A 24947-nucleotide genomic window follows, 5' to 3' on the forward strand; every position below is an offset into this window, starting at 1 on the left:
AGATCCGCAACGCCTTCCCCGACATGGTCGTGGCCATGGACCTCGAGAGCCACACGCGGGAGGTCGCCACGGCCGACGCGCCCTTCGGCCTCAGGACCAGTTACGGCTGGCGCTCGCTTGGCCTGACCGATGTGAACGAGGTTCTGGACGGGCAGCGCGAGAACAAGGCGTCGTTCGCGGTGACGCCCACGTGTTTCATCGCGGCCGACGAGACGGGTGACGCGGCGGTGCTCAAGGCGGTGATCAGGGAGGCGAACCGGCTGCGCCGCGAGGACACCGTGGTGTTGCTGCCGTGCAGCTATCGGTGGCTGCGGGGTGTGTCACTGCTGCATCTCGTGGAGCAGGTACGGTCCTGCCGACACCCGGTGGCTTTGATCATGCAGGCGGACGAGGATCCCCTCAAGCGATCCCGTGTCCCTGAAGGTTTGCGGCAGTTGTGCCGGTCATGTCCGCGCCTGCTGCTTTGGCGGACCGACCTCGCGGCCTTCGATGCGATGGCTCACGGGGCGCTGGGAGCGGCGGTCGGGGCGTCGGCCGTACTCCGCTTCGGTGTGGCTCCGCGGCCCGACACCGGGGGCGGCGGGCACAAGCCGTACACGGTGGTGCTGGTACGGCGGCTGCTGCGCTATCTGCGCGTAGCGACGCTCCAGGACTGGTTCGCCCATATCGATCCGTGGACGTGTGAGTGTGCCGTGTGCAAGGGCGCGGCTCTCACCCGGTTCACGGACAGCGACGCGGACGTGCTTGCGGCCCTGCAGCACACGGTCTGCGAACTCTACGCCTTGCATGACGAGTTGGACTCGATGCTGCCGGGGCACGAGCGCGAGGGCTGGTGGCGGCAGCAACTCGCCGACTCCTGGGACCACCACCGGCTGCTGGCAACACAGACGGACACGGAGGTCTCGTTCCCGAAGGTGCTTCAGGCCTGGCGCCGACCGAGCCCTCTGCCGTTGCCTACGACGGAGGAACCCCGGGGTCAGGACCAGTCGGGCCCGAGCTGACGCCAGGCCTGCTCGTGGAAGAGCCACTGGGCGGGTGAGTGCCGTTGGGGGCGGTATGGGGCGGGTTCCAGGAGCCAGCGCAGCCCTTGGGGGCTTTGGGTGGCGACGCCGACGCCGTAGAAGCGGGCTTTGAGGAGGAGCAGGTCGAGAGCGGGGTCGAGGTCGAGGTCGGGAAATGCGCTTTCCTCGGCATGTTCTGATGCCGCGGTTTTCGATACGACAACTCCGCGGGCGCAGAACGGCGCGAACTGGGAGGCGTCCCGGACGGCGGAGTCCCACTCGCGGGGCGGGATGCCGTCGGGGCCGTGGACGAGGACCAGCTCGACCCGGGTGGCGGGGACCAGGCGCCGTACGGCCGAGGTGAGGTTCTCGTCCGTGCCTATGTCTACGACGCCGGGAGGTGCCGCGTGCAGCACGCGCAGGGCGTACGTGTCCAGCGACCCCAGAGGTACGGGGAGGCCCATGGGTAGGTCGTACAGGACAGTGAGCAGCGCCCGGCTGTCGACGGCCCCGAGGCCGGCGTCGGAGCGGCGGCGAACCTCGTCGGCGAACACGGTGACGGCGGCCTGCACCTGCTGCCCTCGCAGCCTCAGCCCGACGAGAGCCTGCTCGGCAAGCAGCATGTCCTCGTGTCCTTGTCGGTCGGGGCCGGTTCGACTTCTGTTGTCTATCAGCCCCGTACGCGCTTGGCACATCGCCCTGGTGGAATGCCCTCGCGGGCTCATCCAACGGACTACTATTCGGGGCTCCGGGGAGCAATGGGCAAGGCGGGCGGCTCGACCAAGGCATCAAGCACGGTCACCCCGAATCTGTGGGCGAGCGGCGCGGCAGCCGCGGCCATGGCAAAGACGATCAGCGGGGCGAACTCGCCTGCGGCCCCGGTCACACCGAGAACGACGGCGACACCGACGACAGCGCCCATGAAGACGAGTGGGACCAGCACGCGCGCTGTCAGTGAAGGCACGGTCGCTTCTGCCGCGCCCGCATCAGGCACATCGCTGAGGCGATCGGCGTCGACCACTCGGAAGTCCCTCACCTGCGCTCGGGGCCGGCTGCTGTAGGTGAGCACGCTGCAGATCAACGACGCCAGTTCATGTTCGCGGCTGTCTCGTCGCGCTTCGTCCTCGTCGCTGCTGTGCACGACCTCGGCCCGATGGCGCAGGTTGCGCACAAGGTGCGCGGTGTCGTTCGCCATGCCCTGACGACTGACAGGGACTGCACCGAGGGATTCCCGATGCGCTCTCCGTGCCAGCGCCTTGCACAGCTCCTCGATCAACCCGCTCTGCCAGAGAGCCGGTGTCGACTTGGCGGAAAAGTGGCCGGCTCGCGTGGTGAAGGATTCCAGGACCGCCACGGCGGCGACGCTGACAGTGCCGGCCGAGTCGGCGTTGCGGATCGCCCTGCTGTCGATTCCGGTGAGGCTGACGGAGACGAGGAAGAACATGGCGTAGAGGCCGGTGAGCAGCAGCGACGGTGTGTGCCCTGGGGTGGGTACGAGGACGATGGCGAGCGCGACGATGGCCAGCCCGCCGGGCGCCATCAGGAAAACTCGGCTCAGTTTGGCCCAGGTGGCGTGGCCGTGCACTTGGTTCAGAAGGTCTTCGGTGTCCAGCACCCGGTACTCGGGGCGGTCTCCCAGCGCTTCCTTTACGGCACTGAGTCGAGCCTTCGACCTGTGCCGACCGAGGCTTCCCAGTAGGGGCAGTCGACCGAGACGCCTCCCCGGGATGCGCGTTCCGCCGATCCACGGGATGTAGTAACCCATCACCGTGTAAGGAGTGATGAGGAACCAGAGGTTGAAGACGAACCATAAGTAGGCCTGTTTCATGTGGGAAGCGTGGCAGCGGGCACTGACAGCGGCCGGACGCAGGCTCAGTGATCGATTTCTGCCCACACCGTCTTGCCCGGGCCAGGCTCGGTGTCGACGCCCCGCGTGGCGAGGGCGTCGACCAGGAGGAGGCCGCGGCCGGTGTCGGCGTCGCCGTCGGGAGGGGTGGACGGGAGAACCGGGAGGCGCTCGCTTCGGGCGTCGGAGATCTCTACGCGGACCGTTCCCACGCCGGAGGTGAGGCGCAAGGCCATGTCGCGGCCCTGTACGCGTCCGTGCAATACGGCGTTGGCGGCCAACTCGGCCACGATCAGGGCGGCGGTTTCGGAGAGGTCGGAGCCGTACGGGATTCCCCAGGCATGGAGTTGCTGGGTGGTGAAGCGGCGAGCGAGTCGGACACCGCGACGGGTGGCGCTGAGACGCTGACTGAACATACGTACGGTGACGGGGACTTGAGGGTGTGGTGCGGTCATGCGGCCCAGCGTTCCGGTGGGGCGGGCTATTCAACAGGCACGACACTGGTACAGCCGCGTTGTACTGGTTCACTCAGTGGACAGGGTGAGAAACACTCCGTAACCATGGGCGGGTTGATTCCGGCGGGCGGCGGCAAGTGCGGGAGGTGGCCGGGCGTGGTGAACGTCGAAGATGCGGGAGCCGGGGTCGGTGGCAGTGAACCAGAGGTGTCGGACAGCCTCAAGACCTTCGGCGCGGTGCACAAGGCGCTACGGGAGACGGCCGGGCTGACACAGGAGGAGTACGCCGAGATCGTCGGCTACTCGGTGCACGCCATCGCCAAGCTGGAGCAGGGCAGGCGCTTTCCGCAACCGAGGTTCATCGCGCGGGCCGGGGATGTGCTGGAAGCGCCGAAGGTGCTGCAGGCAGCGGCAAGGAATCTGACACGGAGGCAGGGACTGGCGTCGTGGTTTCAGCAGTGGGCGGGGATCGAAGAGGAGGCGATCTCACTCTATGCGTATGAGTGCAGGGCGATTCCGGGGTTGTTGCAGCCGGAGCCTTACATTAGGGCGATCTTTGAGAGGCGGTTGCCGCCGCTGACGGAGGAGCAGATCGAGCGGCAGGTCCAAGCGCGGCTTGAGAGGCAGCGGCTGCTCACAGAGAGGCCGAACACGGCGTTCTGCTTCATCATGGAGCAAGCCTTGCTGGAAAGGTGCACGGGCGGAGCAGAGGTCACTACAGCCCTCATCGATCACCTGCTGGAGCAGGGGGAGCGACGCAACGTAGAGATCCAGATCATGTCACTCCGCCAAGAGGATCACGCGGGGGCTGACGGGCTCATGTACCTCGCCGAGACCCCTGACCACCAGTGGATCGGCTACTCCGAAGGGCAGTTGTCGAGCAACCTGATCACTGATCCGAAGGAGGTGAGCATCCTGCTCCAGCGCTATGGCAAGCTGCGTTCGCAGGCCCTCAGCCGTGAGGCTACCGTGAGTCTGCTGAAGCAGATGCGAGGAGCGCTATGAGCACAACTCACCTGGACTGGTTCAAGAGCAGCTACAGCGGAAGCGATGGCGACAACTGCGTCGAGGTCGCCCTGGACCGAGTCATCCACGTGCGCGACTCGAAGCAGCGGGAGGGTGGGCAGCTCGCCCTTTCCCCAACCGTTTGGTCGGAGTTCGTCGCGTATGCGACCGAAACCCCAGTCTGAAGCAACCCAGTGCCCTGGCGACCAGAGCCTCCCGCTCTGGCCGCCCCAAGGCGCTTACGGCCTACTCGACGTCGAGCGCAGACTGCTCGGAAGCAGTCGTGGACCTCTTGGGTGCCGTCCTCCGCCCGCGCGTCTTCTTCACCGGCCGCCAGGTCTTCAGGTCTGCCGCGCTGAGTTGGTGCTTGGCCATCTGCTCCTCCAGGTAGGCATCGCAGTCCTCGGCCGGCACACTCTCCCATTCGGGGTCGTACTCACCGTGCCACTGCCGCACCCAGGGCATGACTTCCCGAAGCCCGGCGATGAGAGGCGTGATCCGCTCGGTGCCCCAACCACCCTGCGTCGTGCGGTCCTCGATGAGGTTGATCAGCGCCTGCGCCTGGTCCTTGTGGTCCCACCCTGCCCAGCCGAGCAGCACGGTCGGGTCGGCGTCGGGGCTGGCCTCCATGTAGGAGATGAACCGTTCTTTGGGAACGTCGAGCTTGCCGCGATTTGCCCAGTAAGAGAACCTGAGGAAGTCGGCCGACGTGTACTTAGGCGGTACGGGAATGTCGAGCCGTTCGCCGGTCTTGTCCTCTTCCCGCTGCAGCTTCCAGACTTCTTCCCACTGCTCACGCTTACGGAGGCCCGAGTCCTTGTAGCGCATGGCGGCGAGGTAGGGCACGTGTTCGTCGACGACGATGTCGGCGAGGACCTGAGCGAGGGGAAGGTCCGGCTTACCGAGGTGGTCAGCGGCATAGAGCGAGGCGACAGAAGCGAACCCAGCGTTTGAACTGAGGGCGTCGGCAAGCTGGTTGACGGTAAGAGTCCGGGGCTGCTCGATCCCGTCACGGAGGGTGAACCAGAGGGAGCGTTCCGCACACCGGTCCAACAGCCAAGTACGAAGAGCTTCCTTCTCCTTCTTCTCCCACGGCTCGGTGGCCCACCGACGCTTGCAATCAGGCCGTTCGATGAGCCCGATGTCCTTGCGGGTCTCGATGATGTCGATACGGGCCTGGACGATGTCCCGATACCAGTCAGGCCAACGGGTGGGAATCTGGGTAACGGGAGTCGACCCATGCCGCTCGAACCACGCGGTCTCGGTCTCGCCTCGGGCCATCTTGCGCGCCAGCACAATCTCAAACGCCCGCTCACCAAGTTGCACTTCTGGAGTTCGATCGAGCGCGGACGACGAGTTCGTGGCCCGCGCCACGTCGGCGTCGGACAACAACCCGTACATGCCGTAGACCTGCCAGTCCAGTTCCTCTTGCAGGGCGATCATTCGCTGACGCGTGCGGGTGAACTCAACGCGAGCGTCCTCGAGAGCATGGCGTGCAGGCGTGCCAGCATCACAGACAGCAGAAGGATCAGCCTGTGCAAGGTCTTGGGCCAGCGAGTCCAGGAGGCACCCCAATTTAAGCGGCAGCCGCTCCGGCAGCGGAAACTCCTGGAGCTTAGTGCCGGTAAACTCGTAGCGCTCAATCCACGCTTCCGGCGCCCAGCGATTACCGCCGCCACTTGAATTATCTGTACCACCCTTGGCTTGACTTACCTGCTTCAGCCAGAAACAGGCGGTTGACGAGTTTAGAATTCCCAGCAACTCCAGGTGCTCATCCTCTCCGGCAGTGTCCGGCATTTTGATCACCGGAGCACTTTGAATAAACACCCTGTCATCACGCCGCAAGGAGAAGTTATTGTGAGTCGAGACAAACGAAAAGCTAATCAACCGCTTAGCCCAATAGCGGTTCGGTGAAAAACTTGAGTATTCATACCAAGTCAGACCTTGCTCCTCCTGCGTCCCGGATAGAGCCCTACGCATCTTGAGTAGCAACCGATTAGGCCACAGCACCTTCTCCGTTGCCGAATCAGCATCTGCAGCACGCGTTACGTCGCTGTAAGGGAAGATGGATTCAATTCCTTCCCCGAAGCCCCAGTCACGCACGTCTGCTCCACCTAGGAGCAGACGAATATTTCCAGGTGAAAGCCCCATGCGCTGCGCCGCACCACGGCCGAGCATGTAAGCATCGTTCTCTCGCGTCTGCGAGCAAAAGCCAATGCTCTCAACGCGCTCACCGAGAACGACTCGACGGCCCCTCATCAGGCTGGCGGTCAACTGACCCGCGCCACCGCCGCTCAACGACCAGGGAAAATTGGCTAGTCTTGCCCGACTCACATCCTCGACCGTGACCCACTCCGACTCACTCTCACGGCCATACACCTGGTTGGCAATGGCCCGCCAAACTGCTCCTTCGGCCGGCACCTCTGGCTGCGCAGGTTCACCCCTAACACCAAGCACAGCGCGGATTGACCGCTGGCCACTCGGCACACGATTCCGCCCAATCAGGATCACGGTAGGCGTGCCATGCCCGGGAATGTAAGCACCGGAGGTATCGATCACATGCGAGAGCTCGACTCGCTCATTGAAGTACCTCTCGATAAGTCTCTTCCCGAACTCTCTTTTCATGAATGAGTTAGCAGTGATCTGCCCAACGAATCCGCCACCGCCAACCACACCCCCTGGACCCTTCACTGCCAACTCAAACAGCCTCTGCGCGAAGGGCACAGAAAGAGCATACTGGCCAGCGCACGCATCGTATGCCGCCTTGTAGTTCTTCTTCTCCTGTTCATCCTTTACAGTGATGTATGGAGGATTTCCCACCACAACGTGATAAGTCCCCCGCCCCAACAAATCAACCCGCCGAGCAAACTCCCAAACATCCTCAGTCTCGTAGGCAAACGTCTCCCGAAAAACGTCCCCCTCCTCAGCGGCAAACAAATCCAGCTCCTGCTGAATACCCGCCGTCCCCCGCCCATGCAGCAGCGAATCCCCCACAGCCACGTTGATAGGAAACGTCGGCGCCTCAGCCAGCCTCCCCGCCCCCGCCTCCTTCATAGCTGCCACCAGCAGCCGGAACCGCGCAACACTCACCGCAAACGGATTCTTGTCGCACCCGTGCACGGACTCCAACGCCCGCCGAACCACTGTCCAGTCATCCGCAGTAGGCGTAGCGACCCGCCACTTTTCCACCAGCCGCCGGAAGATCCCCAACAGGAAGTGCCCGGACCCACAAGCCGGGTCAATCGTCCGCAGCCCCCGCCGCTCTTCCCCATCCGGGCCGACCCATACCGGATCCAGCCCGAACTCTTCCTCGCTCACAGCAGGCTCAAGCGTCAGGTCGAGGATGAACTCCTCGACGAAGTCCGGCGTCTGCAACAGCGCGTACGTCTTGCGCGCGTGCTCACTCAGGTCCTGGTATAGGTCACCGAGGAACCGCGTGTCCCACTCCGGGTCGGTGAAGTCGTACCGGATCTCACCGTCCGCCCCCCACCTCCGCCAGAAGCCCAGCAGCTCCGTCGCCGCCTCATAGCTCGGCGTCAGCCCCCAGAGCGGATTGTGCGCGCGGTCGAACAGCCCGGCCGCCGTCTCATTGGTCGACGCCAGATGGTCAAAGGCGGCGATCAGCCAGTCCCGGTTATTGAGGTGCGGGAACTCCCGGAAGTACGCCTCGTGCCGCTCCTCCGCCTCCACCAGCCGCTCACCAGGGCCGGCGATGAACGGCTCCTCGATCAGCCCGTTGTCCTCACAGAACCGTACGAAGACACAGGCCAGCACCCACGCCGCCGCAGCCTGCGTGACCCGCTCATCACGCCACGCCCCGTACGTCGCCGCCGTACGCGACGCCTCCAAGGCCTGCTCATACTCGGCGCGCAGCCGGACGCGAAACTCCTCCACGGAGTCACTGCGCTCCCGCAGATCGTCCTCGAGGACGGCCACCTGCCGCTTCAGGTCCTTCAGCAGGGCAACCCTGTCCACCCCGGAACCGGACCCCGAACCCGACCCCGCAACCGCATCCGTGACCGTCACTCTTCGCATCCTTCTGACCGCACTGCGCCGTATTCGTCGACTCCCGTGTGGCCGGACCCTGTCACCAGGAGCCACGACCGGAAACCCTCCCCCATCCTGCCAGCCCGCCGCCCGAGCCGACCGGCCCCGCAACCCTCGTCTTTCACGGCAGAGCAGGCAGAACGCGGAAACCGCTCCCTCCACCCGAGATCACGCAGTTAAAGTGCACATCATGACGGGGGGATCTCAGACACCAGTTCCAGTACCTCGGCACACCTTCCTGGAGGCGGGGCGAGGCCACTACGGCGCGGCGGCACAGCTCGCGAAAGAGCCGAAGCACGTCGGCCCCGCGGACCACCTCGCAGGTCTCGCCGCCGAGTGCGCGGTCAAGGCGATGCTCATGGACTACTTCGGCTCCGTACAGGACACGCCGCTCGGAATCCCGTACAGCCCCAAGATCAGGAACCGGCCGGTGCCCAGCAAGACGCAGCAGAAGAAGGCCGAGAAAGAGTCCTTGCACTGGCACATGCCCGATGTCTGGAACGACCTCGTCAAGCTCGCGGCTGGGCGACGCGGATCCCTCATCCTCAGTCACCTTCCCCAGGACAACCCGTTCGCGGAAGCCGCCGACGAATGGAGCGTGGACCACCGCTACGTCGACGGCCAGCAGATATCCGAGGAGCGCGTCGCACGTCACCTTGAAGCGGCCCGTACCCTCATAGCTGCGTACTACCTCGCGCAGTGAACGCAGAGCCGAAGAGCCGCAGGCCGGGAGAAGCAGCAGCCGAATGAAGCCCACCCGATTCGACACCGCCTGGGACGCCGCTCTGCGTTTGGCTGAGCGGACCGCGGCCTCCGGCCCCGACGTCGTTCTCGTACGCGACCTGATCGGCCGCATCTCGCTCCTCGTCGACGACCGTGACAAGCCCCTGACCGCCGATTCCGCCGAACTGACCACACTGCGCGACGAGTTCACCGCGGCCACCCGACCCTTCATCAGCGGCGAGCCGGTGCAGACCGCCTCTGCGATGTTCGCCCCGGAGATGTTTCTCGACTCCGCCGAACTCGTCCTGCACAGCGAACGCGAACCCGGAGGAGCCGGCCGGGTCGGCGTACTCGAACGCACCGTCGTCGGCGCCGACTGGTCCCGCGACACCGACTCCGACGCCTCGCCCTCCGCCGAACGACGCGAGAGGCGCATCGCCCTCTACGGCTTCAAGGGCGGCGTCGGCCGCTCCACAGCGACGGCGATACTCGCGCGCCACCTGGCGAGCCGCGGCTACTGCGTTCTGGTCGTCGACCTGGACCTGGAGTCCCCGGGCGTATCGTCCCTGCTGGAGAACCCTGCTGGCCTGCCCGCCCACGGCATCGTCGATCACCTCGTCGAGGCCGCCGTCGGCAACGAGGCGGACCTGGACCTCGTCACCCGCAGCAGCGTCCTGCCCGGCATCGAGGGCAACGGCGAGGTGTGGCTCGCGCCCGCGAGCGGCAAGCCGCGCGAGGGAGAGCCGTACGACTATCTCGCCAAGCTCAACCGCATCTACAGCGACTTGCCCGCCGCCGAACCGGGCAGCCAGCCGCGCCCCTTCTGCCTACGCCTCGAAAACGCCATCAAGGCCTGTGAGGACCTGGTGGCCGAACGCTCCCGGCGGCCGGATGTCGTGCTGCTCGACAGCCGCGCCGGCATCCACGACATCGCAGCGGTCACCCTGACCCAGCTCAGCGGTCTCGCCCTTCTCTTCGCGGTCAACAACCCCTCCACCTGGGAGGGCTACCGGATGCTGTTCGGGCAGTGGGCCCAACGGCCGGACCGGGCGAGCGAGCTGCGCAGTCGGCTGCGTATCGTCGCCGCGATGTTCCACTCCGCGGGCGACGCCAAGCGGCTCGGTGCGCTGCGCGACCAGGCGTACGAGACGTTCTCGCAACTTCTGTACGACGACGTGGAAGCAGATGTCGAGGATGAGTTCGCCCCCGACACGGACGTCCCGCCGGTCTTCCATCCCGCGCCACTGGACAGCGACGCGCCTCACGCTCCGATCCCCATCCTCTTCGGCAACGACCTGGTCGGCCTCGACCCGTACCGCAGCCGCGACTGGCTCGAACTTCCCTTCATCGAAGCCGCCTACGCACGGTTTCTCGCCGCGCTCGACCGGCTGGTCCCCAAGCGCCGTACGGAAGCGTCATGACTCACGACCTGACCCCCGACGAGTACCGGACTCTGCTGCTTCAGGCCCCCGGCAGTGCATTCGACGCAGACACCGAGCAGCCGGATCTGCTGAAGATGTTCACGCCGTCCAGCCACCGGCGCGCCCTCGACCCGGACGTCACCGTGGTTCTCGGTGCGCGCGGCACCGGCAAGACGTACTGGACCAAGGTGCTCGAGACCGAGGAGCTGCGGAAGGTCGCCGCAGCGTCCTACATGATTCCGCGCCTGAGCGGGCTGACCGTGACGACCGGACATGGTCGGGGCGGGGGCAGTGGAGCTGCCTACCCCACGCGGAAGATCGTCCGCAAGCTGGTTCAGCAAGCGCCTGACGGTGAGGAGTTCGGCGAGTTCTGCGAGAACTTCTGGCTCGCGGTCATTCTCGTCGCTCTGGACGTCCCGACCGTTGTGCACCTTTCCAGCTGGCAGGCTCGGATAGACTGGGTGGCGGAGCATCCCGAGGAATGCGACAGCGCCCTGTGGGACAGGGACAGGGATGCCCAACATTACGGCAGTCCCCACTTGCTGATCTTCGATGCACTGGAGCATCTGCATCAAGACCGCTCCGTCGTCGACAAGCTCGTCTCAGCTCTCTTCGCGGTGGCCCTGGACATGAGGCTGAGTTACCGCAACATCCGGGCGAAAATCTTCGTTCGCCCCGACATGTACGCCAGCGCGCCTAAGGACTTCGCCGACGCCTCGAAACTCGACGCCAACCGCGCCGAACTCACTTGGACCCCCGAAAACCTCTACGGCATGCTCTTCCACCGGCTCGGCAACCAGCCCGGCCTGGAAGCCGAGAAGTTCCGGGCCTTGACCGGCCCGTGGCACCCGCAGGGCGACGGCAGGTACACCGCTCCCGTAGAGGTCATCGCCGATCCCGAGCGGCAGGAGAAGGTCTTCGGTGAGATGGCGGGCCTGTACATGGGCTCCGATCACCGCAAGGGCTACACCTACACCTGGCTGCCCAACCACCTTCAGGACGGCAACGGGGAGATCAGCCCCCGCACGATGCTCCGCGCGGTATCGAAGGCCGCCGAGGTGACGCGGGACCGGCACCCCGGGCATGAGTTCGCCCTCCACCACGACGCGATACGGCAGGCCGTCCAGGATGCGTCCCAGATCCGCGTGGCAGAGATCAAGGAGGACATCCGCTGGGCCGCCGCGGCCGTGGAGAAACTGCGCGGCACACAGGTCCCCATGGAGCCGTCCGTGGTCATCCATATCTGGTCCACGGAATCCCTCGCCGCCGAACTGCGCAAGCTGCTGGAGGACAGTGAGGACGGCAGCGGCCCGGCCGACGTCGGCGACTACTTCGGCCTGATCAAGGAGCTGACAGCCCTCGGCGTCATGACCGAACGCGCCAGCGGCGCCGTGGACCTCCCCGACGTCTACCGCCTGGCCTTCGACATCGGTCGCAAGGGCGGAGTCTCCCGGCCCCGGAAGACCGCCAAGTAGCCGCCGACCAGGCCCAGCGCAGCTGCGCCGAGGTCGTGTGAGGACCTGCGGAGACTCATTCCGGTGAATCACCCGGGCGTTGTCCTCCCCAGGTGAGGGTTGTCTCGCTACCGTGCGGGCCTCGGCCTACGGTGGGGGGAGGGACAACGCTGTGCCCGAATGCAGCTACATGGAGGATGGAGGTGTCGGCAATGGTGGACAGGTTCGGCGACCCGCTGCTGAGCATCCAGGAAGCGGCCAGGCACCTCCAGCTGCCCGACCGCACGCTGCAGCGTTGGCTGCGTCGCGAGAACGCGGCCGGAGCACCGCTGGTCCACAGTGTGGAGCCGGTGAAGCGCGGCTGGCCCTCGCTGCCCTTCGTGGCGATCGTGGAGGCCTACGTGCTGCGGTCGCTGCGCGGATACCTGAGCATGCCCCGCATCCGGGACGCCACGGAGGCCGTGCGGAACACCTTCGACGACGAGTACGGGCTGGCCACACGCCGCATCGCGACGGACGGCGTGGACATCTTCGTGCAGTACGCGGATGGCGAGCTGGCTCGGGCGCGCGACGGTCAGCGACCGATCCGCGAGGTCATCATGGACTATCTCCACTACATCAGCTGGGAGCCGGGCGAGCAGTATCCCTACCGGCTCCGACTGCGCCAGTACCCGGACGTCGCACCGGTGATCATCGACCCGCGTTTCGGGTGGGGCGCTCCGGTCGTGGACGGACCGAACATCCAGGTCGACGCCATTGTCGGCATGTGGAGAGCCGGCGAGTCGCTGGAAACGGTCGCGGCAGAGTACGGGCTGTCTCGTGACCAGGTCGAAGCTGTCTGCCAAGTCGCGACGCGAGACCGAGCCGCCTGAGTTTCTCGTGGACCGCAACCTGGGCAAGACGGTGCCCGCGCGGCTCAGGGACCTGGGTTGGCAACTGCACCTTGTCGCCGACGAGTTTCCGGACGACGGGCAGCAGACACCGGATGAGGAATGGGTCGAACACGCCCTCCTGCGGGGCTGGGTACCGCTCTGCAAGGACGGTCGCATCAGGGGGCGAGATCGCGAGCGTGAGCCGATCGAACGCCTCGCTGGAGTGCTCTTCTACCTGGACAATCAGAGTCTCAGGATCGACGAGATGGTTCAGCGTATCCACCACGCACAGGCCCAGATCTACCGAGCCGTGACACGCGGAGGCCCTGCCATCTACACCATCAAGAACGACGGCATCAATAAGACCTGGCCGGACGCCTGATCCGACTGATTCAGGTAAGACGCACCCGCCTCAGGACGCCTCTTGAACCCCCTGCTCGCCTGCGAGCGAGTCGAGGAACTTGCTGTCCAGGTAGGCCCGTTCCCCGTCCCCGCCGATCACCTCGACCGTCTTCCCGTCGAGCTGCGGCATCCGCGAGCGCACCTCCATCGGGCACAAGAGCCACAGCCCGTGCGGGTCGTCGGTGGGTCGGCGGGCCGCCGCCTGCAGGCGAACGAGAGTGTCGTGGCCCCCTTCGTCCCAGTACCGGGCGAGCAGGCCCGCATTGTGCAGGAACAGCACCGTACGTGGTGCGGCCGCACGAGCCAGCAGGCGGGCCTCGACGCGCGGCCACACGACACGGACGAAGGAGGCGAGGCCCCTCTTGATCTGGCCCGGGGCGGACCCCGCGTCGGCGCGCAGAACCTTCTCCCAGTCCTGCCCCTTCTCCGCAGCCAAGGCCCGGAACTCGGCCAGAAATTCCCGTCCCAGGTCGGCGCTCACGACCGGACAGGCCCCGGCCACTGCCTGAGCGGCGCCCGGAAGTCGGGACGCCCGCACCGTCAGCGCGAGGAAGCCCCCGCGTTCGGCGCACGCCGCCAGCTTGGCCCGGATCACCTCGTGCGGATCCATGGGCGCGTCGCCCAGCACCGGAACACGGGCGGCGTAGGGCAGGTAGCTCGTGTGGGTACCGGTTGACGTCCACGAGACGGCCGATTCCAGCGCGGGCGGGAAGAACGCCGACGACTTGGCGTCGTAGGTCAGGTCGAAGCGTGCTTCCGAGAGCGCCGACTCGAGTTCCACATACGTCGGTTCCCGGTCTCCCGACAACACGTCGAGGTCCGGAAAGCGGGCCCGCAGACGGGTGACGAGTTCGGCGACCGTGATGCCGCGGTCCCTGCGCACCCCGGCGCCCGCCTGGGAGATACGCAGTGCGCGCTCCAGGGTCAGGTCACGCGGATACAGCTCAAGGCGCGGGGTGACCTCGATCATCGGGGACACCGCGGCGGCCAGCGCAACCAGGCGGGTGTCCGCCAGCGGGACGAACCCGTCCGGCGCCGCGACGGACCGCAGTTCCCGCACCACGGCGGCCCGGCCGGGAAGCGGCTCCTGGCGCGCCAGGCGTTCGGCCGCAGTCCCCAGCTCGGTGGCGTAATCCGCGAGTTCGCGCGGGCTCGGGTCGTCGGTCCCGGGCAGGGACTCCGCGGCGATCAGTACAGTCTCCCCGCGCCGGTGAACGGCGAGCAGCGGTTCGTGCTGTTCGGCGCCCTCCCCTTCCCACATCTCCGCTTCGACGGCGGCTCGTACGACCGCCAGCGACTTCGCCAGCGTGCGCTCAGCGGTGTCGTTGCCGGCGCCGTGCCGCACGCGCAGCTCGACGGCAGCTTCGTGCGCCGTCATCACACGGCCCGCGGCCTCGACGACCTCGACGAGTTCCTTGCGCACCTGGCCGAGCCACTCCAGCTCTGCCCAGTGCCTGATCTCAAGGCGGTGGTGACGGGAGACGGGCGGCTGCTTGATCCCGAGGTGGTCGGCGATCCGGGCCTGGACCGGCCAAGGGCCGAGCGGCGACAGTCCGCCCCCCTCAGGGGGCAGGCCGAGGGTGAGCCGCACCACGTCCGCGCGGTGGGATCCCTTGCGCCCCGGGGCCGGCGTCAGCCGGGCCGCCATGTCGTCTATCGACAGGACCGAGGGGAGAGCCGCACCGGTCTCGTCCCCCATGGCCTCGGCGGATGCCACCGGGCTGCGGGATCCCGGTACGGTCGCCGTCCGGGCCGCACTCACCCACTGCTTGCGGCGGCGGTTGAGCTCCTTGCGGACGAGCGCTCCGGCGCCGCGCGCCTTCGAGATCGTGTACGGCGGGATCTCGAGCAGCTCTCCGACCGTGGTCGCGCCCAGGGCGTTGGCCACCGAGACTGCCCGGGGTGAGAGGCCGGCGGCTTCCAGGAGTGTCGAGGTATCGGCGGCCGCGGCCGCGGCATCACGCGCCTCCTCGGTGTCCTCGGCCAGCTGGCCGACCGTGGCCGGCGTGGTGGCGGGCCGCGTCGAGTCCGCCACCCGGAAGACCTCGCGCCACGCGTCGTTCATCTGCCGCAGCGTGTCGAAGCGGTGCTCGATGTCCCGGTGCAACGCACGCCGGAAGAACGCGGTGAGGCCGTCGCTCAGCGCGGACTCGAACAGCTCTGTCGCGACGTACAGTTCGGCGGACTCATTGGTGAGCGGGTCAATCTGGCCGTCGCCCCACATGGGGCGCTCCCCGCTCGCCATTTCATGCAGCGTGACGGCAGCCGCGTAGCGTTCGGCGTGGTCGTCGTAGTACGGCCGCCGGAGTGAGCCGAGGAACGGGTCGAGGTAGCCGCGCGTGCCGGCCTTGATGTCCCGTTCCGAGGCGTCCGCGAGGGAGAAGTCGAAGAGCTTGAGCCGCCAGATGCGGTCCTTGCTGTGGTGGATGCCGAAGTTGTCGGGCTTCAGGTCCCGGTGGCGTACGCCGTTGGCGGCAAGCTGATCGAGTGCCTTGAAAAGGTCGTCGCCGAAGCGCTCCAGCTCGTGGTAGGTCAGCCGTCCCTTGCTGCGCAGACGGGCGCCCAGGGATTGCTCACCCGCGTACTCCAGCTGAAGGACGGTCCGTCCGTGGATCTCGCAGAGGCCCTCGCCGCGCAGCTGCACCACCGCGCCGCCGCCGACCTCCTTCAGGACGCGGGCCTCGACGCGCAGTCGCTCTGCCTTCTGTTCGTCGAGGGCGACCTTGAAGACGCGTTCGTCGACGTCCACACGGCCGTCCTCGTCCTCGACCAGACGCTCCACGAGCAGGGCGCGGGCGGTGGCCCCGGTGCCCAGGACCCGGCCGACGGACCATTCGGCGTCCAGGGACTGGCCGGGCAGCGCGTCCAGCGGGTCGACCCCCATGGCTGCGGGCGTCTCCGGTAGCACACTGGCCCGTTCGGCGTTGTCGAGCAGGTCGAGGAACTCCTCGGCAGAGCCGAGACGTTCACTGACGTCGGCGCGGGTCGCCTGGAAGACGAGATCGTCGAGAGCATCCGAGAAGCCGTCGGCGACGGCGAACAGACGCAGGCCCCCGTCCGTGCGAAGCCGCTCAGTAAGACCGCTTCGCTGGGGCGCGGGAGGCTGCCCCGTGAGGATCAGATACGAGATGGCACCAAGGCCGAAGACATCCAGGTCCGCAGGATCGGCGTACGGCTGATCCGTCTCCGGGGCAAGGTAGACACGTGCGGTGTCCTCGATCAGGGCGGCGTCGAGCGCGGAGCCCCCGATGGACCGGAAGAAGGTGACGTTGCTGTCGAAGTCACGCGCCGCGGTCTGCCAGTCGGTGATGCGCAGCTCGGGTCGCAGGCCATCGGCCTTGAAGGAGACGTAGATGGACCTGGCTGCCAGCGCACGGTGGTAGAGGGAGCGGTTGTGCGCGTAGCGGACGGCCTCAGCGAGTTGACGTACGAGATCGAGGCGGATCTCAGGAGTGAGCTTGCCGCTGTAAGTCGCCAGGTACTGGTCGAGTCGCAAGTCGGTGTGGCGGTGGCGGAAGAGGATCGCAGGGCCGCCCTGGTGTTCACGGATTTCGACGGCCTCGACGATTCCGCGGTGGGTGATGCCCTGCAGGACCTGGTACTCACGGCGGGCGGCGCGGTCGGTGGACTTCTTCGCCGCCTCGGTCGCTCCCTGACTGACCAGGTAGACACGGACACGGCCCTCTTCCTTGACCAGACCGTCGTCACGCGTGGCGAGTCGGTCTTCCCAGGACGGCCCCGCGTCCAGCGGGTGGGGCTGCATCTTCCACGCGTCGCCGAACCGCAGATGCGCCGTGGATTGTGCGATGCCGATGGCCTTCAGCAGGCGCGGCAACGTGTTCCGGGAGAAGTCCGGCGTGATACGGCGCTCGGGACGATCCGGCGGCAGGCCGAGGAAGTCCTGCCAGATGCGCTTCAGGCCAGTGTGCACGTCGTCTCGGCCGTACACCTTGACCTTCTGGACATCGTCAAGGTGGCTTTCGAGGTCCGGCGCGGAGAGGAAGACAGCCGGTTCCACACGGGGCACCGACCGCTCAGGGATGCCCAACTTGCGGGCGGCCCACAGCAGCTGGCTCTTGAGGTCCTTGGACTTGGCGTCGTTGAAGTGCAGCGGGTTGTTGATCGTCCTGGTGCGGTCGGAACCGTGGAAGTTCCAGGTGGATCCGATGTTCTCCAGTCGTCCCGGATGGCTCTTGATCTCGATCAGGTAGAGACCCGCGGGCACAGCGATCAGCAGGTCGCACTCGTTGATGCGGCCCGACTGAGCGGTGAAGGAAAAAGTCGCCCAGGCCCGATAGGGCTCGACGGAAGGCATCAGTCGGCGTACGTGGTCGAGGGCGTCCTGCTCCCAAGGGAACGGCGAAGGCCGCTCCTGAAACCACTGCGGCACCGGACGCGGCGGTCCCGGCTTGGGCACCGGACGCGAGCCTCCTGCCATCACCGTCCGACCTCCGCTGTCTGCTCCTGCCCTGCTCAGGGCCAAACTCTCTGGTTGACCTTACCGCGACCTACCGACAGCCCGGATCCGTGTTTCTCTCACGGCTCGCTCCCGGCTGGGGCAGCGGGTGGCTGCTGGGTGGGGGATGACAGCCGTGGGCTCGCCGACTCGGAACGGCTCCGCTGCCGACAGCCCCCTCCGCCTGTCCGACACCACGACCCCTCCAGTCCACTTGCCCGTCGCCGTCTGATACCGATGCTGTAGGTCTCCCACACGCGGGCAGTGGCGTCCCCTTATCGCCGCGTAGGCCGGGGACAGTGGGTGTTCCACGCCAGTTCCTCCGCGTAGGTGGCGCACGCCGCCGGGGAAGAAGACGGAGGAGATCAGCAGGTCGGCGATCTGCAGGCCGATGTGGGAGTCGCTGTGTCCGAACACGGGCGACTCCGCGACATGGGGCATCAGATCTCCACCCGGACGGAGCTTACGGGTCGTCACGCAGTGCACATTGTCCACGTTTCTTCTCTTGGTGCGACTGTCGAGGAGGACGATGCCTCGGTCGTCACGCTCGGCGAGGAGGTGCCCGAAGTGGGCGCACAGGGACGCCACGGAGGCGCCGCACATTGCGTCCTCCACCTTGACGATGCCGTTCTCCTTAGAGGTCGTTTTTATCTTGTGTGGGGTGGTGCATCCGCTATTGCGGCCACTGAGGTATTGGTGCGGGTGGGGCTGCCAGGCTGGTCGTGTCTGCCGAGGCAGGGGGTGTGACAACTGGGGCAGGAATCGGCTTGCGCCTGTCTCATTCCAGGACGCCCGGATCCGTTGCGCGCTTCATTGAGGCAGGAGACACGCCTGGGCGCACGCCCCCGACCGGCGGTACGTCCGGGTCATGACCGACCGTCGTGCGTATCCGAGTGATCTGTCCGATGCCCGCTGGGTTGATCGAGCCGGTGCTGTCCGCGTGGCGCGACGAGCGTCGCGGCCGGGCCCTGGGTTTCGGCCGGCCGCCCGAGCATGATCTGCGCGAAATCATGAACGCGATCCTGTACCTGGACCGCACCGGGGTGCAGTGGCGCTACCTGCCCCATGATTTCCCGAACTGGAACACGGTCTACGGCTACTTCGCCAAGTGGCAGTCCGACGGCATCTCCGCCCAGCTCAACGGCCTGCTGCGGGAATTGGTGCGACAGCAGGAAGGCCGGAACGCGGAGCCGTCAGCGTGAGTGATCGACGCACAGAGCGTCAAGACCTCCACCGGCGTCCCCGCCGCGAGTCAGGGCACGGACAACGCCAAGAAGATCGTAGGCAGGAAGCGAAGCATCGTGACCGACACGATCGGCCTCCTGATCGCGGTGCCGGTCACCGCGACCGGCGTGCAGGACTCGATGGCCGGCACCAAGCTGCTCGACCAGGTCGCCGCCGACCATCCCGGCGTCCGCAAAGTGTGGGTCGCCGGCGGCTACCGCAAGCATTTCGTCGAGCATGCCGCCACCCTCGGCATCGATATGGAAATCTCCGCCCGCACCCCTGGGACCAGGGGATTCACCCCGATACCGAAACGGTGGGCGGTCGAGCGGACCTACGGCTGGCTGATGCTGCACCGCCGCCTGGCCCGCGACTACGAAACCCTCCCGGCCCGCTCCGAAGCAATGATCCACCTCGCCATGACCGACCTCATGGCCCGCCGCCTCACCGGCGAGAGCACCACACCTGGCGCGACCCGACAACTAAGAACCAATTACCCATAACGGGATAAGACGCCGGGAGAAAACGACCTTTTAACGCAGGTCCTGGCCAACACCCGGCAGTCCTGGCGCTCCAGCCTCGCCAACAGCCTGTCGCTCAGGCCATGTGCCAGGCGGACTTGATTGCGGTTGCGTGAAAGAACTGCTCGGTCATGTGACGGCCAGGGTGCCGGCGCCCACATGCGGTCGGCGGCGATCGTCGGTGCCGAACCGCGATACAGCACATAGGGCAGAAGGCGGCCCGCACGGCGGGGTGACCGCTCGCCTGCCATTGCCGCCTCGGCTGGGGTACGGGGTGCGACCGGGCCAGAACAGCCAAGCCTGCCCCGTGCACTACGCGTGCATACTCCGGCGGTAACTCGTGGGAACTCCCAGGTAGACGCGGGATACCCCGCCGCGGAAGAGGGCCTCAACTGGACCAAAAGCCAAGGTCGGAGCCTCAAGCGGCAGACGAGTCGGGCTGTACGCCGGGTTCTGTTCCCGGGGTTCCTCGCGGAGCCCCGGGCGACGGCCATCCATCTAGGGCCGGCGTTGCCGCCGGCCTCGTGCGGTCTACCCGCGGACTCGGGCGGGCAGCCCTCGAACGTCCGCGCAGGAGCACCGAGGTGCTCCCTCTTGACCTTGCTCCGAGTGGGGTTTACCTAGCTGCCTGAGTCACCCCAGGCACTGGTGGTCTCTTACACCACCGTTTCACCCTTACCCAGCACCGAGGTGCTGGGCGGTTTGCTTTCTGTGGCACTGTCCCGCGGGTCACCCCGGGTGGCCGTTAGCCACCACCCTGCCCTGTGGAGCCCGGACGTTCCTCGGGGAGCTCCCCGTCAGGGGGACTCCACGCGGCCGTCCGCCCGGCTCGTCTGCCGTGTCGACCATGGTACCCGGCGTGACGCGGGCTTCGGCGCCGCCGCCGTGGCCAGGACGGAGCCCGCCAGGATCAGGGCGAAGGCGGCCAGCACCGTCGGGGTCAGGCGCTCGTCCAAGAAGACGGCGCCTGCCGCCACCGCGACCGCCGGGTTGACGTACGTGATGACGGACGCGCGGGCCGGACCGGCCTCCTTGATCAGTTCCAGGAAGGCCACGAAGGCGATGGCCGTGCAGACGACGCCGAGGGCCGCCAGGGCGGTGAGGGTCTCGGGCGAGGGGAGGGCCGCGGGGCGGGACGCGACGGCTGCGGGGGCATAGACCAGGGCGGCCAGTGCCAGGCAGGGCGTGATCAGGTGCAGGGTCGGAACGTTCTTGAGGTGGCGGCCGGCGATCAGGGGGGCCGTGGCGTAGCCGACGACCGTCACCAGCACCTCCGCGAGCGAGAGGGCGTCGCCGCCGGTCAGGTGCGGGACGGTGAGTACGCCCACGCCTACGAGTCCGAGCGCGAGGCCGGTGATCCGGCGGGCGCCCAGCGGCTCCACCTGGCCGAAGAAGCGGGACAGCAGGACGCCGACGATCGGTACGCCCGCTATCAGCAGGCCCGCGGTGGAGCTGGAGAGGTGGCGTTCGGCGTCGGTCAGGGTGTACCAGGGGCCGATGATCTCGATGACCGCGAACGCCAGCATCGGCTTCCAGTGCGTCCGCACGGTGCGTATCAGGCCCGGCTGGCGCAGGGCGAAGGGGAGGAGGAGGGCGGCGCCGAGCGCGCAGCGTGCGAACACCACCGCCGAAGGGGACAGTTCGTCCACCGCCACCTTGATCATCAGGTAGGGGACGCCCCAGACCACTCCCATCAGGGAGAACAGGAACCAGCCGCGTGCAGTCATACGGCGAGTCTCGGCCGCCTCACCCCGCCGCGTCTTGAACGCTGTTGCGGTACGCCGCCGGGGTCACGCCCAGCACGCGGCGGAACCAGCGGGTGAGATGCGCCTGGTCGGCGAAGCCGACGAGGCCGGCGACCTCGGCGGGGCGGAGGCCGGATGCCAGGAGGCCGCGGGCCTTGGCGACGCGGTGCTGGGCGAGCCAGGCGTACGGCGGTATCCCCGTCGCCGTGCGGAAGGCGCGGAGGAGTTGGTAGCGGGACAGGCCGAGGTCGGTGGCGAGGGCGGCCAGGGAGGGGGGATCGAGGAGTTCGCCGGCGAGGCGGTCGCGTACGGCCCTGGCGATGTGGTGGGCGCCGGCCACCGTGTCCGTGCCGGCCCGTGCCGTGGAGTGGCGGCGGGCCAGGGCCGTGAGCAGCCAGGGCAGCCGGGACTCGGCTTCCAGCGGGTCGGGGCAGGTGCTGATGTCGGTGTGGGCGGCGCGGAGGGCTGCCACCAGCTCCGGGTCGTGCAGGACGGGGTCTTTGAAGTGCGGGAGGCCGCCGAGGGTGCCGTCGGTGAGGAGGGAGGGTTCGGCGTAGAGGGCCTGGTAGGCGTAGCCGTCCGTGGCGGCCGGGCCGCCGGTGTGCATCTCGCCCGGTTCCAGGACGACGATCGAGCCGGGGTAGGAGTGGATGTGCCCGCCCCGGTAGGCGATGACCTCAGAGCCGCCGACTGTGACGCCGATGGTGAACTCGTCGTGGGCGTGGGGTGCGTAGACGTGCTGGTCGAAGTGGGCGGTGAGGAGGTCGAGGGGCGGGCCGGAGCGGCCCAGACGGGCCCTGGTCCAGCGAGTCTGTTCTCGTACCCGTCCTTCTGCGCCCACTTCGCACCCCCGGCTCACAGGGGATCAGACGAGGTCCGCTGTGTCCAGATCGAAGGCGAACGGCTCGGGGAGAGTGACCGGCTTGCCGAAGGGGCGGGCGCAGTGCTCGCGGTAGTCGTCCTGCTTCGGTTCGCTGAACAACGTGACCTGAGCGGTGTCCCGGTCGACGAGCAGGTAGAGGGGGATGCCGGCGCGGGCGTAGCAACGGCGCTTTACCTCGCGATCGGCCTTCGGCTTGGTCGACGTCACCTCCAGCACCATGGCGACGCCTTCGCAGGACATCCAGGATCCGACCCCGCCGAACAGGTCGAGTTCGATGGGACCGAAGGTGACGTCCGGCACCAGGTGGTTCTTGGGGCAGGCAGCCCCGCTCCGCAACTTCAGCCCCTTGTTGCCGGAGAAGTCCATATCCGTCCGGGACTGCTTGATCACTTGCCTCACGATTCGGCTGATGTACTTCTCGTGATCCCCGTCCGGCGGCGGCGTCACAACGATCTCCCCCTCGATCAGCTCGGCCCGGAAACCCTCCGGCGTGTCCAGGGCGAGAAAGCCCTCCAGCAGGACCTCTTCCTGCGTGAGCGGCTCATGGGCCATGGCAGTCATGTCACGCCCCTCCTTCGGTCGCTCGCCAGACTGGGACATCGGCTGATCACCTGTCCGTGAGATCGGGACCCCTTCCCTCGATCGTGGCACACCATCCACGCCACCGTCAGGCACCGAGCCGCTCGCTTGACCCTGCCGCAGCGTCAACGTCTTCACTGGTCCCATGCGGATCGGAGAACTCGCCGCCGTCGTCGGCGTCACCACGCGGGCCGTGCGGCATTACCACCATCTGGGGCTGTTGCCCGAGCCGGAGCGGCGGGCGAACGGGTACCGGGAGTACGGGCTGCGGCACGCTGTCGTGCTGGCACGGATCCGGCGGCTGACGGAGCTGGGGCTGGGGCTCGCCGAGGTACGGGACGTGCTGGCGGAGGACGCCGGGAAGGACCTCGTCGAGGTGCTGACCGAGCTGGAGGAGGATCTGGCGCGGCAGGAGGAGGCGACCCGGGAGCGGCGGGCGCGGTTGCGGGTGCTGCTGGAGGCGGAGGGCGGGGTGCCGGCGGAGGGGCCGGTATCGCCGGAGCTGGCTGCCTTGTTCGCCGGGACCGCGCATCTGTCGGACTCGCCCATGGCCGCCAAGGACCGCGAGATCATCGCCTTCCTGGAGACGGCCATGCCGGAGGAGGCGCGGGAGCGGCTGGCGTCGTCGTTGGGTGCGGCGTTCGGGAGTCCGGAGGCCCTGGCGCGGGCCCATGAGGCGTACGCGCTGCTCGACGCGCTCGCCGGTGCCGAGCCGGACGATCCGCGCGTCGCCGAGGCCGCTCGGACCCTGGCCGACTGCATTCCCGCGGGGTTGTTCCCGGACGTCGGGGACCTCGACCCGGACCACAGCTTCCTGCGGGCCTTCTACGACGATCTCGCCCCGGCGCAGGCGGAGGTCATCCGCCGTACGCTGCGGATTCTCTCCGAGGAGCGGCGATGAGGGTCGCGCGGCGGCTGGTCCTGCACGAGGTGCGGCTGCTCGTGAGTCTCGTGCTGTGGGTGGTACGGCGCAGGGCGGGGGCGGACGGGGGGCGGGCCTTCGGGTACGCGCGTGGGCAGGGCGCCATGATGGCCGGGTTCGGGTTCGTGTGTGTCGTCGAGACGGTGGCCATGTCGGTGCTGCTGCGGGACTGGCCCACCGTGCACGCCGTCTTCCTCTTCCTGGACGTGTACGGCGTGGTCGTCGTCGTGGCGTTGCACGCCTCGTCCGTCGTTCGCCCGCATGTGCTGGACGTGGAGGGCGGCTCGCTGCGGATCCGGCGGTACGTCCATGTCGATCTGCGCGTGCCGTTGGAGCGGATCGCCTCGGTGCGGCGCGAGCTGCGGATGACGCACGAGCGGGCCGACGGTGAGCTCGACGTCGAGGTGGGGTCGCAGACGACCGTCACGCTCGAACTGACGGAGCCGGTCACGCACGTCACCTTCCTCGGGCGTCGCCGGGACGTGCGGGTCGTCCGCTTCCACGCCGACGACGCCGACGGGCTCGTGCGCGCCCTCGGGCAGGCGCGCGTCTGAGCTCCCCGTACGCTGTCGGCTGCGGTTCGATCGAAGGAGTACGCGTGCTTGTCCTGCTGCCGCCGTCCGAAGGCAAGGCCCCCTCCGGCCGCGGGGCCCCGCTGAAGCCGGAGTCACTGTCGCTGCCGGGGCTGGCCGCCGCCCGGGAGGCCGTCCTCACCGAGCTGGTCGAGCTGTGTGCCGGTGACGAGGACAAGGCGCGCGAGGTGCTCGGACTGAGCGAGGGGCTGCGGGGCGAGGTCGCGAAGAACGCGGAGCTGCGCACGGCGGGGGCCCGGCCGGCCGGGGAGATCTACACCGGAGTGCTGTACGACGCTCTCGGCCTGGCGTCCCTGGACGCCTCCGCCAAGCGGCGTGCCGCGCGGTCGCTGCTGGTCTTCTCCGGGCTGTGGGGAGCGGTCCGGGTGACGGACCGGATCCCGTCCTACCGGTGCTCGATGGGCGTGAAACTGCCGGGGCTCGGTGCGCTGGGTGCGCACTGGCGTACGCCGATGGCGTCGGTGCTGCCCGAGGCGGCCGGGGACGGGCTGGTGCTGGATCTGCGGTCGGCCGCGTACGCCGCCGCGTGGAAGCCGAAGGGCGAGGTCGCCGGGCGGACGGCGTCGGTGCGGGTGCTGCACGCGCCGACGCGGAAGGTCGTCAGCCACTTCAACAAGGCGACGAAGGGGCGGATGGTGCGCAGTCTGCTGACCGCCGGGGCCGCTCCGAAGGGGCCGGCCGAGCTGGTGGAGGTGCTGCGGGATCTCGGGTACGTCGTGGAGGCGCAGGCCCCTGCGAAGGCGGGGCAGGCGTGGTCGCTGGACGTGCTGGTGACCGAGGTCCACTGAGCATCAGCAC

General features: G+C 67.6%; 19 protein-coding genes, 1 other RNA gene and 2 pseudogenes. 12 read left to right on the plus strand and 10 right to left on the minus strand.

The genetic code is table 11. The features are described 5' to 3' along the window. Window positions 1-35: 35 nt before the first annotated feature. Entirely contained in the window at window positions 36-1001 is a 966-nt protein-coding gene (locus tag ACH4G3_RS06365) for a hypothetical protein (protein WP_397623413.1), read from the plus strand. Here the strand turns inward: ACH4G3_RS06365 and ACH4G3_RS06370 are convergent. The 3 genes from ACH4G3_RS06370 to ACH4G3_RS06380 all read right to left on the minus strand — a co-directional run bounded on the left by ACH4G3_RS06370 (window position 977) and on the right by ACH4G3_RS06380 (window position 3263). After that, window positions 977-1624, minus strand: coding sequence for a hypothetical protein (locus tag ACH4G3_RS06370; protein WP_397623414.1), 648 nt, complete (start codon window positions 1622-1624; stop codon window positions 977-979). The genes ACH4G3_RS06365 and ACH4G3_RS06370 overlap by 25 nt on opposite strands. A 113-nt stretch (window positions 1625-1737) precedes the next feature. Next, the gene (locus tag ACH4G3_RS06375; RefSeq protein ID WP_397623415.1) at window positions 1738-2829 is read right to left on the minus strand and encodes a hypothetical protein; all 1092 of its coding nucleotides are present in this window, start codon (window positions 2827-2829) and stop codon (window positions 1738-1740) included. A 44-nt stretch (window positions 2830-2873) separates the two neighbouring features. Next, the gene (locus tag ACH4G3_RS06380; RefSeq protein WP_397623416.1) at window positions 2874-3263 is read right to left on the minus strand and encodes an ATP-binding protein; all 390 of its coding nucleotides are present in this window, start codon (window positions 3261-3263) and stop codon (window positions 2874-2876) included. Window positions 3264-3458: 195 nt separating this feature from the next. Between ACH4G3_RS06380 and ACH4G3_RS06385 the strand changes: the two genes are divergently transcribed. Both ACH4G3_RS06385 and ACH4G3_RS06390 read left to right on the plus strand, forming a co-directional pair. After that, the gene (locus ACH4G3_RS06385; protein ID WP_397623417.1) at window positions 3459-4307 is read left to right on the plus strand and encodes a helix-turn-helix domain-containing protein; all 849 of its coding nucleotides are present in this window, start codon (window positions 3459-3461) and stop codon (window positions 4305-4307) included. Continuing rightward, on the plus strand, window positions 4304-4492 hold the full coding sequence (locus ACH4G3_RS06390; protein WP_397623418.1) for a DUF397 domain-containing protein: 189 nt from the start codon (window positions 4304-4306) through the stop codon (window positions 4490-4492). The genes ACH4G3_RS06385 and ACH4G3_RS06390 overlap by 4 nt, the downstream gene beginning before the upstream one ends. A gap of 61 nt (window positions 4493-4553) precedes the next feature. On the opposite strand, the gene pglX is transcribed toward ACH4G3_RS06390, so the two are convergent. After that, complete coding sequence (pglX, locus tag ACH4G3_RS06395; RefSeq protein ID WP_397623419.1) at window positions 4554-8333, minus strand: BREX-2 system adenine-specific DNA-methyltransferase PglX; 3780 nt, start codon at window positions 8331-8333, stop codon at window positions 4554-4556. Window positions 8334-8544: 211 nt separating this feature from the next. Between pglX and ACH4G3_RS06400 the strand changes: the two genes are divergently transcribed. From ACH4G3_RS06400 to ACH4G3_RS06420, 5 genes are all read left to right on the plus strand, one after another. Beyond that, window positions 8545-9057, plus strand: a complete 513-nt coding sequence (locus ACH4G3_RS06400; RefSeq protein ID WP_397623420.1) for a hypothetical protein — start codon at window positions 8545-8547, stop codon at window positions 9055-9057. 43 nt (window positions 9058-9100) lie between these two features. Beyond that, window positions 9101-10498 (plus strand): KGGVGR-motif variant AAA ATPase, encoded by a 1398-nt coding sequence (locus ACH4G3_RS06405; protein WP_397623421.1) that lies wholly within the window; start codon window positions 9101-9103, stop codon window positions 10496-10498. Further along, window positions 10495-11973, plus strand: coding sequence for a hypothetical protein (locus ACH4G3_RS06410; protein ID WP_397623422.1), 1479 nt, complete (start codon window positions 10495-10497; stop codon window positions 11971-11973). Before ACH4G3_RS06405 ends, ACH4G3_RS06410 begins: the two co-directional genes overlap by 4 nt. A gap of 191 nt (window positions 11974-12164) precedes the next feature. Beyond that, entirely contained in the window at window positions 12165-12824 is a 660-nt protein-coding gene (locus ACH4G3_RS06415; RefSeq protein ID WP_397623423.1) for a DUF433 domain-containing protein, read from the plus strand. Between the two features lie 7 nt (window positions 12825-12831). Further along, entirely contained in the window at window positions 12832-13206 is a 375-nt protein-coding gene (locus tag ACH4G3_RS06420) for a PIN-like domain-containing protein (protein WP_397623424.1), read from the plus strand. A 30-nt stretch (window positions 13207-13236) separates the two neighbouring features. On the opposite strand, the gene pglW is transcribed toward ACH4G3_RS06420, so the two are convergent. Together pglW and ACH4G3_RS06430 are read right to left on the minus strand one after the other, a co-directional pair. Continuing rightward, window positions 13237-17643 (minus strand): BREX system serine/threonine kinase PglW, encoded by a 4407-nt coding sequence (gene pglW, locus ACH4G3_RS06425; protein WP_397623425.1) that lies wholly within the window; start codon window positions 17641-17643, stop codon window positions 13237-13239. Between the two features lie 81 nt (window positions 17644-17724). Further along, window positions 17725-18285, minus strand: coding sequence for a DUF3800 domain-containing protein (locus ACH4G3_RS06430; protein ID WP_397623426.1), 561 nt, complete (start codon window positions 18283-18285; stop codon window positions 17725-17727). A gap of 265 nt (window positions 18286-18550) precedes the next feature. Here ACH4G3_RS06430 and ACH4G3_RS06435 point away from each other — a divergent pair. Continuing rightward, window positions 18551-19417, plus strand: a pseudogene (locus ACH4G3_RS06435) (IS5 family transposase). A 436-nt stretch (window positions 19418-19853) separates the two neighbouring features. On the opposite strand, the gene rnpB reads toward ACH4G3_RS06435, so the two are convergent. The 4 genes and pseudogenes from rnpB to ACH4G3_RS06455 form a co-directional block, all read right to left on the minus strand. Further along, an RNA gene (gene rnpB, locus ACH4G3_RS06440) (RNase P RNA component class A) lies at window positions 19854-20259 on the minus strand. 115 nt (window positions 20260-20374) lie between these two features. Continuing rightward, window positions 20375-21154 (minus strand): annotated as a pseudogene (locus tag ACH4G3_RS06445) (DMT family transporter); the annotation flags it as partial. Window positions 21155-21173: 19 nt separating this feature from the next. Continuing rightward, entirely contained in the window at window positions 21174-22013 is an 840-nt protein-coding gene (locus ACH4G3_RS06450; RefSeq protein ID WP_397623427.1) for an AraC family transcriptional regulator, read from the minus strand. Between the two features lie 24 nt (window positions 22014-22037). Further along, on the minus strand, window positions 22038-22616 hold the full coding sequence (locus ACH4G3_RS06455; RefSeq protein WP_397623428.1) for a Uma2 family endonuclease: 579 nt from the start codon (window positions 22614-22616) through the stop codon (window positions 22038-22040). 163 nt (window positions 22617-22779) lie between these two features. On the opposite strand from ACH4G3_RS06455, the gene ACH4G3_RS06460 reads away from it, so the two are divergent. The 3 genes from ACH4G3_RS06460 to yaaA are packed head-to-tail and all read left to right on the plus strand — an operon-like array spanning window position 22780 to window position 24937. Beyond that, complete coding sequence (locus ACH4G3_RS06460) at window positions 22780-23535, plus strand: MerR family transcriptional regulator (protein WP_397623429.1); 756 nt, start codon at window positions 22780-22782, stop codon at window positions 23533-23535. Continuing rightward, the gene (locus ACH4G3_RS06465) at window positions 23532-24110 is read left to right on the plus strand and encodes a hypothetical protein (RefSeq protein WP_397623430.1); all 579 of its coding nucleotides are present in this window, start codon (window positions 23532-23534) and stop codon (window positions 24108-24110) included. Before ACH4G3_RS06460 ends, ACH4G3_RS06465 begins: the two co-directional genes overlap by 4 nt. Before the next feature lie 44 nt (window positions 24111-24154). Beyond that, on the plus strand, window positions 24155-24937 hold the full coding sequence (gene yaaA, locus ACH4G3_RS06470; RefSeq protein ID WP_397623431.1) for a peroxide stress protein YaaA: 783 nt from the start codon (window positions 24155-24157) through the stop codon (window positions 24935-24937). Window positions 24938-24947: the final 10 nt, after the last annotated feature.

The sequence above is a fragment of the Streptomyces afghaniensis genome, assembly GCF_044327915.1.
GTDB classification, from domain to species: domain Bacteria; phylum Actinomycetota; class Actinomycetes; order Streptomycetales; family Streptomycetaceae; genus Streptomyces; species Streptomyces afghaniensis.